This is a genomic window from Brachybacterium timonense, from assembly GCF_900258505.1.
Lineage (GTDB): Bacteria > Actinomycetota > Actinomycetes > Actinomycetales > Dermabacteraceae > Brachybacterium > Brachybacterium timonense.
Window position 1 is genome coordinate 1,725,022 of record NZ_LT984895.1, and the last position, 12,039, is coordinate 1,737,060.

Genomic DNA, 12,039 nt, shown 5'->3' on the forward strand with positions numbered 1-12,039 from the left:
TAGTAGGCAGATCATCTTCCCGCGCTTCCACCAGTGGGAGGCCGTCACTAGTTTGCTCGAGACCACGAGCGCTGAGGGGGGCGGGTAGTAAGTACCTGATCTAGCACTCTGCAGGATCAGGAAAAACGAACTCGATCGCGTGGCTGGCTCACGGGCTGGCGAACCTCCACAACGCCGATATTTCGAAGACTTTTGATTCGGTGATTGTCGTGACAGATCGTACCGTGCGCGATGACCAGCTTCAGAAGGCAATCAAGGCAATTGAGGGCACGAGGGGTTTGGTCGAAACGATTAACGCTGACGAGGTTTGTAAAGCGTCAGCTACCTCAAAATCGGACCTGTTAGCCAAGGAACTGAGTAGCGGCAAGCTCATCATCATCGTCACGTTCCAGACTTTCCCGTTAGTGCTTGAGGCGCTTGCGCAGCAGGGTGGGCTCGCGGATCGCAAGTTTGCGGTAATCGCGCACTAGGCGCACTCATCTCAGACCGGTACAAGTGCTCAGAAGCTGCGACAGGTTCTTTCACAAGCAGAGGTCGAAGCCCTCGAGGGCGGTGGCGAGGTAAGCGTCGAGGACGTGCTTGCCGGTGAGATGGCAGCGCGGGCGACAGCTCAGAACATCTCGCTCCATGCATTTACAGCTACGCCGAAGGGCAAGTCGTTGGAGATGTTTGGCGCCCTGGTGCGGATGGGTTGCCACAGCCTTTAGTTGAGTCCCGCATAGTGGTGTAGCGCGGTGGCCCTGTGATCGTCCCGGACGGGGACGCGGTCACCGTGTGATCCTTCGAGTCAACCTTCCACAGAATCCTCGAACGGAGTCATCACGATGACCGCTCCCCATATTGTCGACCCTCACGGCCTGCTCGGTGAAGCCCTGGCCGAAGCGTCCCCGGATCTGATGCGCAGCCTGCTGCAGGACGTGATCAACGCCCTGCTCTCTGCGGACGCGGACGCTGTTGTCGGCGCCGAGTACGGCCGACCCAGCCCGGACCGGACCGCTCAGCGCAACGGCTACCGCCACCGCGACCTCGACACCCGCGTCGGCACGATCGACGTCGCCGTCCCCAAGCTCCGCACCGGCACCTACTTCCCCGAGTGGCTGCTCGAGCGGCGCAAACGCGCCGAATCTGCTCTGATCACAGTCGTCGCGGACTGCTACCTCGCCGGTGTCTCCACCCGCCGCATGGCTCCCCGGATGCACGCTTCGCGCACATCGCATCCGGGGCCCCAGCTGGTGAAGACCCTCGGCATCAACAGTCTCTCGAAGTCGCAGGTCAGTAGGATGGCGGCGTCGTTGGACGAGCACGTCGAACAGTTCCGCCACCGCCCCCTGGACGAGGCCGGCCCCTTCACGTTCGTCTCCGCCGACGCGCTGACGATGAAAGTCCGCGAAGGTGGGCGCGTGATCAATGCCGTCGTCCTGCTCGCGACCGGCGTGAACGGCGATGGGCACCGCGAGGTCCTCGGCATGCGGGTGGCCACCTCCGAGACCGCAGCTGCATGGAACGGGTTCTTCGCCGACCTCGTCGCCCGCGGCCTTTCCGGGGTCCGCCTGGTCACCAGCGACGCCCATGCCGGGCTGGTTGAGGCGATCGCTGCGCATCTGCCTGGCGCAGCCTGGCAGCGATGCCGCACCCACTACGCCGCGAACCTCATGGCCGTCACGCCCAAGAGCATGTGGCCTGCGGTGAAGGCGATGCTGCACAGCGTCTATGACCAGCCCGATGCAGCAGCGGTCAACGCCCAGTTCGAGCGGTTGCTGGACTACGTCGGCGAGAAGCTCCCGGCCGTGGCAGAGCACCTCGATGCCGCGCGTGCTGATCTGCTCGCGTTCACGGCGTTCCCCAAGGACGTGTGGGTGCAGATCTGGTCAAACAACCCCACCGAGCGACTGAACAAAGAGATCCGACGCCGCACCGACTCCGTCGGTATCTTCCCCACCCGCGAGGCGATCGTCCGCCTCGTCGGCGCGGTCCTGGCCGAACAGACCGACGAATGGGCCGAAGGGCGACGCTATCTCGGACTCGACGTCCTCGCCCGCTGCCGCCTCAACCTCGTCCCCGACACCAGCGCCGAGGAGGNCGAGGCGATCGTCCGCCTCGTCGGCGCGGTCCTGGCCGAACAGACCGACGAATGGGCCGAAGGGCGACGCTATCTCGGACTCGACGTCCTCGCCCGCTGCCGCCTCAACCTCGTCCCCGACACCAGCGCCGAGGAGGTCACCGCAAGCTCCCTGCCCGCACTGACAGCCTGACCCCTCCCAGCGAAGGATCGCTACACCACTTCCAGGGACTTGACCCAGCCTTTCCACGTGTACACGATGCAGCAGGCCATCGAGGATGGGTTTTATCCTTGATGTGCTGCGTAACTACACGACTTATGAGACGGCTTTCCAGCTCGCTCAGAGAGCTGGTGGTGCTGTTGGTGGTGAAGATCTCGTCGATGAGGGCACCGCGAAAGAGAGCCTCATGCGGTGGGTGAGTCTGCATCCGGCAAACATTGTTCAGAAGGTTCAGATCATCGTCGAGCATTTCCGCGAGAATGTTGCTGAGCTCCTCGATGGACACGCTAAGGCGATGGTGGTGACCTCGAGCCGAGCCGCTGCGCTGAAGTACAAGATGGCAATCGATGCTTATGTTGAGAAACACAATTACCCATTGGGAACCTTGGTGGCGCTCTCCGGAAGCTTAACCGCTGAGCAGATTGATGATTTCGTGCCCGGAGTGCAGGAGTCATATACAGAAACGAACATGAACCCTGACCTGCGCGGGCGCGGGATTCCACAGGCGTTCGCGGGCGATCAGTTCCAGGTTCTGATTGTTGCCAACAAGTACCAGACGGGCTTTGATCAGCCGTTGCTGTTCGCGATGTACGTGGACAAACGCCTTGACGGGATCGAAGCGGTCCAGACGCTTTCCCGTCTGAACCGTACCCTGCCGTCGAAGGGTAAAGACACCATGTACATTCTTGACTTCGTCAACGACACGGACACGATCCTCGACGCACTCCTGCCGTACTACCGCACTGCCGAAATCATTGAAACTACCGACCCAGACCTCGTGCATGACCTTGCGCGGAAGCTTGAAATTGCCGGGATCTATACGAAGGATGACGTGGATGCCTTCGCGCAGGCATTCATCATCGAGAAGAAGCACGGTAAGCACACTGCACCGCTGAAGCAAGCCGCTGATCGGTTCAATGACCACTACGTCGCAGCCTTGGCCGACAACACAAAGGCCGAGATTGACGAGCTTGACCTCTTCCGCAAGGACGTTGGCCCATTCGTGCGCCTCTACGATTTCCTGTCTCAGGTTGTCGACTATCAGGACACCGACCTCGAGAACCTCGCCCTGTTCCTCCGGCTACTACGACCGCGACTTACTGGTCGCAAGACTCCAGAAGAGCTGGACTTTAACAACATCGAGCTCACCCTCATCAAGCAGACGCGCCAGAGCGAAGGAGCTATTTCACTCGGCGGCGACGGCGAGAAGCTCAACCCGATGGGAGTTGGCGGTGGACGTTCGCGCGACCCGCACCTGGTGGCCTGGGAAGAAACCCTGAACAACATCAATTCCCTGTTTGAGGACGAAGAGTTTGACCCTGGTTCAGTGGAGTCTTGGGGACAGGGCGTCGTCACGATTCTGGTTCAGAATGAAGAGATTAAGGATCAGGTCAACGCAAACACCAAGGAGCAGTTTCGTGAGTCGCAGACGATCGAAACTGCCGTCACGAATGCGGTGCTCGATCACCAGGACTCCCAGCAAAACATCATGGAGAAGTTCTTCGAAAGCGCTCATCGTAAGGGCCAGATCATTAAAGAGATCTCCGACCTTGTTTACTGGGAGCTTCGCCACCAGGCTGAGAAGGATACACAGCCTCAAGACGATGAAGAGGATGACATCGACCAGGAGTAGCAATTGCTGCGCGCGAAATCCCGACTGGTTCACCCCTCTACGGAAGACAGCCGGGGTAGCGGCGTGCCGGACACTCAACGGTTAAGCAGCCTAATCTCCAAACGACGGCGACGGTACGAATTCCCAGTTCATAGCCGGTCTCGGCGCTATCGGATAGCACCACTCCGCACTGGGGTCTTGTATCCATCGTGACCAGTTGTGCGACCCCACTTGCGGCACGGGCGGCATGCTCATCTCCACCGCCGCCGAACTGAAGCGGCAGGGCAAGGAGTGGCGGAATCTGCGCCTCTACGGTCAGGAGCTCAACTACGGGACCTCGGCCATCGCGCGGATGAACCTGTTCCTGCACGGCATCACAGACGGCCACATCGCCCACGGCGACACCTTGAGCCGACCGGCGTTCCTCGACGGCAAGGGCCGTCTGCAGACGTTCGACGTCGTGCTGGCAAACCCGCCCTACTCCATCAAGGCGTGGAACCGCGCTGCGTTCGCCAAGGACCCGTACGGCCGCAACGTGTGGGGCGTGCCCCCACAAGGACGTGCGGACTACGCGTTCTTCCAGCACATCGCCAAGAGTCTCGACCCCAATACGGGCCGCGCTGCGATCCTCTTCCCCCACGGGGTGCTCTTCCGGCGTGAAGAGTCAGCCCTGCGTGAAGCACTGGTGAAGTCCGACCTGATCGAATGCGTTCTCGGGCTCGGCGCAGGGCTTTTCTATAACAGCCCCATGGAGGCCGTGGTCGTCACGCTCCGCGCCAACAAGCCCGCCGAGCACCGGGGCGAGGTGCTGTTCATCAACGCCGTGAACGAGGTCGCTCGCGAACAGGCGCAATCGTTCCTACGTGAGTCGCACCAGCACAAAATCCTGGACGCCTATCGCGACTTCGAGCCACAGGACGGGTTCTCAGCAGTCGCCACTCTCGCCCAGATCGCTGAGAAAGGCCACAGTCTCGCGCTTCCGTTGTACGTCGCCGGCGAATCCGCCAAGGAATCAGGCGGGCAAATCGACGTCGACGATGCGGTGACGCAGTGGCGAGCTGCCGCGCAGGCGTCGGATGAGGCAGTCGCTGACGTTCTCGCGCTGTTGCGAGCGGAGGTGACCGCGTGAGGCTCAACCTCGACAAGTCGCACTGGAAGCGGGTCGCCTTCGGCGACGTTGTTCGCAACGTCAATGAGACCGTCCGCGATCTCGAAGCGGCCGGCATCGACCGCGTCATCGCGACGGAGCACATGGACCCCGGCGAGCTGAAAATCAGCCGGTGGGGTTCAACAGAGGACGGCACCACATTCACACGACGCGTGAAGCCTGGACAGACGCTCTTCGGCAAGCGCCGCGCATACCAGCGCAAGGTCGCCTACGCTGAGTTCGACGCCATCTGCTCTGGTGACATCTACACCTTCGAGGCGGATGAGACGCAGCTTCGCGGAGACCTGCTTCCGTTCCTAGTCCAGTCGGACGGCTTCTTCGAGCATGCACTCGGCACATCAGCCGGCTCGCTGTCACCGCGCACGAACTGGCGTGAACTGAAGGGCTTCGAGTTGGACCTACCGCCCCTCGATGAGCAAAGGCGCATCGCCGATCTCCTCTGGGCCGTCGAGCGAGCGGCGAACGCGCAGGTTGAACGGCGCGTCGCACTGAGCGGCGCACGACAGGCGTGGCTTGACCGCCAGATCGCTCGATTCGTGGCGTCCAGGACAGTCGATTTCGCCGAGACATGGGCCCGGTCGCCTGAGAGCGGATACTCGTCGGCCCCGGTCGGCGAGGTCACCGGGCGCTATGTCCTTTCACTCTCCGCACTCGGGCCCGAGGGCTACCGACCGGGGAACCTGAAGAACGTCCCGGACAGCGAGAGGAGCCGGGCTGCCGTACTCCGGCGCGGCGACCTCCTTGTGTCCCGAGCGAACACTGTGGATGCCGTCGGTAGGGTCGGCATCTACTCCGAGCATCGAGATGACGTTTCGTTCCCCGACACAATGATGCGGCTCAGTCTTCGGGACGACGTCGCACCAGAGTTCGCTGCCGCCGTCATCGGTAGTACCCATGGAAGGGCTCACATGCGTCGCTCAGCAGCAGGGAGCGCGACCAGCATGGTGAAGATCAACAGGACATCGCTTGGCCGCTTGCCTTTCCCCGTCGTGGCGGTCGGGGAGCAAAAGATGTTGCTAGAGCGCTTGTCCGTACTCAATCGAGGGATCGTCACGGTGGACTCAGAAGTCCAACGGCTTTCGAACTTGAAGGCTGCGCTCCTCGCCGACGTCCTTGGGGGCAACTGATGGCGCAGTTCAACGAGGCGAACTCGGTCCGTGATTTCATCCGGGACCGGGTGGAGTCTGATGACGTCCAATTCGTGCCGGGCAACGAGCTGCCGCGTCGTACCGACGAGGTGCTGCTGGAAGGTGTGCTCAAGGGCGCACTCATCCGCTTCAACCCGGAGATCGAGGCGGACCCTGCGAAGGCAGATGAGGTCATCTACAACCTCCGCGCCATCCTGATCGCCGCCCGCAACAGCCCGCATCCGGTGGTCGCCAACGAGGAGTTCATGGCCTGGCTGACCGGGCAGAAGTCGATGCCGTTCGGGCCGAACGGCGAGCACACCACGGTCCGGCTGATTGACTTCGACCATCTCGACGAGGACTCGTCGAACCAGTGGATCGTCTCGACCGAGGTGACCTTCAGGCAGGGCCGTCTGGAGAAGCGATTCGATCTCGTGCTGTGGTGCAACGGCCTGCCTCTCGTGGTGGGCGAGGCGAAGACTCCGATCCGGCCGGCGTACACCTGGATTGACGGGGCTGCGCAGATCCACGATGACTACGAGCAGAGCGTCCCGCGGTTCTTCGTGCCCAACGTGTTCTCGTTCGCGACCGAGGGCAAGGACTTCCGATACGGCACCATCGGCATGCCGGTGGAGCTCTGGGGGCCCTGGCGCGAAGACCCGACCGATGAGGACGCGCCGGCGAAGATCGGTCTCGTCGCGGTCCAAGAGGCCGTCGAAGGCGTCCTCGCTCCCCGTTCGGTGCTCGACTTCCTGCGGTTCTTCACCCTTTACGCGACTGACAAGAATCACCGCAAGATCAAGATCATCGCGCGGTTCCAGCAGTTCCAGGCGACGAATCTGATCGTCGACCGAGTACTGCTCGGCAAGGTCAAGCAGGGCCTGATCTGGCACTTCCAGGGCTCGGGCAAGTCACTGCTCATGGTCTTCACTGCGCTCAAACTGCGCGCGATGGCCGAGCTCACGAACCCGACGGTCCTGATCGTGGTCGACCGCATCGACCTGGACACCCAGATCACGGGCACCTTCAACGCCTCGGACGTCCCGGGCTTGGTGTCGACGGACTCGCGAGCGCAGCTCCAGACGCTGCTCAGCCAGGGAGCGCGGAAGATCATCATCACCACGATTCACAAGTTCGGTGAGGCACCTGGCGTCCTCGATGCCCGGCAGAACATCATCGCGATGGTCGACGAGGCGCATCGCTCGCAGGAGGGCGACTACGGGCAGAAGATGCGTGAGGCTCTGCCCAACGCGTACCTCTTCGGTCTGACCGGCACGCCGATCAACCGGCGCGACCGCAACACGTTCAAGTGGTTCGGTGCACCCGAGGACGAGGGCGGGTACCTGTCGCGGTATTCATTCCAGGACTCCATCCGCGACGGTGCGACCCTTCCGTTGCACTTCGAACCACGACTCTCAGAAATCCACATCGACCAGGAGGCGATCAACGCGGCGTTCGAGGAACTTGCCACGGATCGCGATCTGTCCGAGAGCGACAAGATCACCCTCTCGAAGAAGGCGGCCTCGATCGAGGTGCTGATCAAGACGCCCTCGCGCATCGCAAAGATCGCCGCCGACATCGCCGCCCACTTCCAATCCAAAGTGGAGCCCCAGGGTTTCAAGGCGCAGGTCGTCGCGTACGACAAGGCCTCCTGCGTGGCGTACACGAACGAGCTCGACAAACACCTCGGGCCCGAGGCATCGACCATCGTCATGTCGAAGACCCGAGGTGACTCGCCCGACTGGGCCAAGTGGACCCCGGGTGCCGAGGAGCTTGAGCAGGTTGTCGCGCGGTTCAACGACCCGACCGACCCGCTCAAGATCATCATCGTGACTGCGAAGCTGCTGACCGGGTTCGACGCTCCGATCCTCTACTGCCAGTACCTCGACAAGCCACTGAAGGAGCACACGCTGCTCCAGGCGATCACTCGCACCAACCGCGTGTACCCGCCGGACAAGACCCACGGCCTGATCGTCGATTACCTCGGCATCTTCGACGACGTCGCCCGATCCCTCTCCTTCGACGAGCAGGCTGTCCGGGAGGTCGTCTCCAACATCGAGGAGCTGAAGGCTCAGCTCGCGCCGGCGATGGCTGCCGCACTCGCGTTCTTCCCCGGTGTCGACCGCACGGTCGGCGGGTACGAAGGCCTCGTCCAGGCACAATCCGCGATCGCTGACGATGTCACGAAGGACGCCTTCGGGGCGGCCTACAGCGTGGTGTCACAGCTGTGGGAGGCACTCAGTCCTGACCCCATGCTGGGCGAACATCGCGATGACTACCGCTGGCTCTCGGATGTCTACGAGTCAGTACGCCCTTCGGACATCACGGGGCGACTCGTGTGGCACGCGCTCGGAGCCAAGACGATCGACCTGATCAACGAGCACGTTGCCGTCGAGATCCCGCAGAACGCCGAGACGATCGTGCTCGACGCGCAGACGATCGAAGACCTCATGACCGGTCGGCGCACCGACATCCCGGCCGAAGAGATCGAGAAGCAGATCACCGCACGCATCGCCAGGCACCTGCACAACCCGGTCTTCATTGAGCTCGGTCAGCGACTCAACGACCTGCGCGAGCGCTACGCCGACATCCAGCAGTCCAGCCTCGACTTCCTGCGCGAGCTCCTCGAGCTCGCCCGAGACACCGTCGCGGCCGAGAAGGCAGTAGACGAGGTGCCCCGCGAAGAACAGGGCAAAGCGGCCCTGACGGAGCTGTTTGATGCTCTCAAGGGCGATCAGACCCCGATCATCGTCGAGAACGTCGTCAACCGGATCGACGAGGTCGTCCGTGGGGTCCGCTTCGAGGGGTGGCAGTCCACGGTCCGCGGCGACCAGGAGGTCCGCAAAGCTCTGCGGAAAACTCTCTACGTCCAGTTCAAGATCCGCGATAACGACGTCTTCGAGAAGGCCCTCGGCTACGTCCGGGAGTACTACTGATGAGAGTGCGACAGTTTCGCCTGGAGAGGTATCGATCCATCCTCAAGAGTGAGGGCATGGATCTTCGAACTATGACGGTTCTCGTCGGTCCAAACAACGAAGGAAAGTCGAACATCCTGCGTGGTCTCGTCGTTGGCCTACGTGCAATATCCGACATCGGCAAGGGCGCGCCCTATCCCGCGCGCGGCCGCGGACGGCGGGATGACTGGGACTTCGAAACGTACACGTGGGAATCAGACATCCCCGATTCTGTCAGGTCAGCAAAACCGAACTCGGCAACGGTCCTCGAGTTCGACTTCGAGCTCAACGACGACGAGATTGAAGAATTCAAGGAACGAACGAAGAGCGCCAATAACGGCACATTGAAAGTTCGTCTGCGCCTGTACCGCGGACGGCGCGAGATGCAAATCATCAAACAGGGACCCGGCAGCAAGAAGATCAACGAGAAGAAGGTCGCCATCGCGAAGTTCATCTCGGAGCAAGTTCGCGTGCAGTACATCCCTGCGTCTCGCCCAGCGTTTGAATCGGTCTCGTTGATGCGCGCCGAGGTGGGTTCTCGTCTCGCGGCGTTGGAAAGCGATCAAGAGTACCGAGAGGCGCTGGAGGTCGTGCTCGAGCGCCGCAAGGATGCCCTTTCACCGCTCGGCACGTCAGTCACTGATGCCCTTCGACGCTTCCTCCCAAACGTTGAGTCAGTCGAGATCGAGCCGTCTGGGCGGGACTACTTTGGAGTGAATCCGTGGGCCTGGACAGAGTTCGACTTCATGGTCGACGACGGAGTGAAGACGCCTCTGGCGTCAAAGGGTGACGGGGTGCAGAGCCTTGCCGCGATCTCTTTGGCGCACTCACTGGCGCAGGCGAACAATAAGTCGGACCTAATCCTCGCAGTCGAAGAGCCTGAGGCCCATCTTCACCCCTCAGCGGTTCACGAGCTTCGCGCAGTTCTGGATGAGATTGCCCATGACCAGCAGGTGGTCATTACAACTCACAGCCCTCTCCTCGTGAGTCGTGGTGATGTCGCGGGCAACGTCATCATCAGGCAGAACCGTGCGGTCCAAGCGGGTTCACTCGGCCAGATCCGGGACATCCTCGGGGTACGGATCGAGGATAACCTTCAGTCGGCGAGCGTCGCCCTGCTAGTTGAAGGCCTCAGTGACAAAAGGATCATCCAGACGCTTCTGGCTGGCGAGAGCCCGATAATCCAGTCCGCGTTGACTGACGGCGCGCTCCGGATAGAGATTACAACCGGCGCGAGCAATGTCGCTTACCAGTTCCGTCATTTCTACGACAGTGTCTGCCGCGTTCACGTACTACTAGACTCCGACGCTGCTGGGCGCAAGGCACTCGAAGCTCTCGAGAAGGAGCACGGCTTCAGCCATCTTGACGCGACCATGGTGAGGGTCGTCGGCATGAACGACTCGGAGGTGGAAGATCTGCTCGACGAAGCATTCCTGGGACCGGACATCCTCGCTCGATTCAACGTGACCCTGGATCCTGCTCACACTCACCCGCAAAAGAAGTTCAAGCGGCGAATGCAAGACTACTTCGCAGGCTCGGGTCAAGGTTGGACTAAGGCGATCGAGGACGACCTCAAGACCCTCGTTGCCGATGCCGTCGAGCGCGATCCCGTCGCCGCCCTTCGAGCCGACCGAAGAGGGCCTCTCGATGCCCTCGTTCGCGAAATTGAATCCAAGCTAGAAGCGTCGTGAGCGTCCGCAGCGACCCGATTCCCTGCCCAATGGGCACTGGGGCGGCCACCGCCACGTATGCTTCCTGTGACTACCGCGTCGCGTAGAACGCCACAGCCGCCGACGCCGCCACGTTCAACGAGTCCACCCCGTGCATCATCGGGATCGTCACCCGGCGGTCGAGCCGGCGGTCGGCCTGGCGCGTCAGGCCGTGGCCCTCGGTACCGAACACCAGCGCGAGGTGCGGATGGTCCTCCTCGACCAGCTCGTCGAGGGTGATCGCGCCCTCTCCCAGGGTCATGCCGGCGACGACGTACCCATGCTCCTTAATCATGTCGATGTCCGCAGGCCATGAGTCGATGCGCGCCCAGGGGACCTGGAACACCGTTCCCATCGAGACCCGGATCGATCGACGGTACAGCGGGTCCGCGCAACTGGGGGTGACGAGGACGGCGTCCACGCCGATCGCCGCTGCTGACCTAAACGCGGCTCCGAGATTCGTATGATCGACGATGTTCTCGAAGATCGCGATCCGCGAGCGGCGCTTCGTATTCGAGGCAGAACGATTATCTCGCCCCGCTGAACTCTCGCCAGGAGCTGGCGTCCTGCGCCGCTCCTTACCGCTGGACACGCCAGAGCTCAGTTCGAACGTATCGTCGACCTCGCTTTTCACTACCTTGGGCTGCCAAGGTCGGCTCGTATCCGAGGAGAGATTCCCGGTCTGCGGTGGTTTGGATCCGCCCACGTTGGTGTGGTCCACGATGTTCTCCAGCACGGCGATCCGGGCTCGGGGCGCATCGGCCAGTGGCGCCACCAGCTCCTGAACCGACGGCAGAACGGGCCGTTGCATCGCCGCGAGCGCTCCACGGTGCAGGTGGAAGCCCGTCAGCTGCTCCAGCAGAGCCTCCTCCCCCACGAACACCGGTGCCTCCGGAGCGCGGGCACACAGAGGGGCGAAGCGCTCCAACCAGGTGGGGCTCATGAGAAAGGAGCGCGGCTGCATACCGGCGCCAAGGGCCCGGGAGATCACTTCGTAGCTCTCGGCCATGAACAGGCCGCGCTCGACCTCCATCCGGGAGCGAAGGCGCACGTCCGTCATCCGCACGTAGTCGTCGAGGGCGGGATCCTCGAGGTCCTCGACCAGGCGGATCTGCGCGGCCAGCGGGGAGCCGACGATCTGCTCGGGCAGGGTGAGTCGCCCCGCCAATGCAGAGTGCTCGCGATCCATG

6 protein-coding genes and 2 pseudogenes are annotated in these 12,039 nt (G+C 62.2%); 7 read left to right on the forward strand and 1 reads right to left on the reverse strand.

What is annotated here, in order from left to right; all coding sequences use genetic code 11:
• Positions 1-116: 116 nt before the first annotated feature.
• From C8271_RS13970 to C8271_RS07670, 7 genes and pseudogenes are all read left to right on the forward strand, one after another.
• A pseudogene (locus tag C8271_RS13970) lies at positions 117-470 on the forward strand (type I restriction endonuclease subunit R); the annotation flags it as partial.
• Positions 471-824: 354 nt separating this feature from the next.
• Positions 825-2,075 (forward strand): annotated as a pseudogene (locus C8271_RS07645) (IS256 family transposase); the annotation flags it as partial.
• Positions 2,076-2,337: 262 nt separating this feature from the next.
• Positions 2,338-3,912, forward strand: coding sequence for a type I restriction enzyme subunit R domain-containing protein (locus C8271_RS07650; RefSeq protein WP_212591334.1), 1,575 nt, complete (start codon positions 2,338-2,340; stop codon positions 3,910-3,912).
• A 196-nt stretch (positions 3,913-4,108) separates the two neighbouring features.
• On the forward strand, positions 4,109-5,020 hold the full coding sequence (locus C8271_RS07655; RefSeq protein WP_245921038.1) for an HsdM family class I SAM-dependent methyltransferase: 912 nt from the start codon (positions 4,109-4,111) through the stop codon (positions 5,018-5,020).
• A complete protein-coding gene (locus C8271_RS07660; protein ID WP_106506800.1) occupies positions 5,017-6,186 on the forward strand; it encodes a restriction endonuclease subunit S in 1,170 nt (389 codons plus the stop codon). The genes C8271_RS07655 and C8271_RS07660 overlap by 4 nt, the downstream gene beginning before the upstream one ends.
• Positions 6,186-9,122, forward strand: coding sequence for a type I restriction endonuclease subunit R (locus tag C8271_RS07665; RefSeq protein ID WP_106506801.1), 2,937 nt, complete (start codon positions 6,186-6,188; stop codon positions 9,120-9,122). Before C8271_RS07660 ends, C8271_RS07665 begins: the two co-directional genes overlap by 1 nt.
• 71 nt (positions 9,123-9,193) lie before the next feature.
• On the forward strand, positions 9,194-10,831 hold the full coding sequence (locus C8271_RS07670; protein ID WP_170957829.1) for an AAA family ATPase: 1,638 nt from the start codon (positions 9,194-9,196) through the stop codon (positions 10,829-10,831).
• Between the two features lie 70 nt (positions 10,832-10,901).
• Here C8271_RS07670 and C8271_RS07675 read toward each other — a convergent pair whose 3' ends face one another.
• On the reverse strand, positions 10,902-12,038 hold the full coding sequence (locus C8271_RS07675; RefSeq protein WP_106506803.1) for a TrmH family RNA methyltransferase: 1,137 nt from the start codon (positions 12,036-12,038) through the stop codon (positions 10,902-10,904).
• Position 12,039 lies beyond the last annotated feature (1 nt).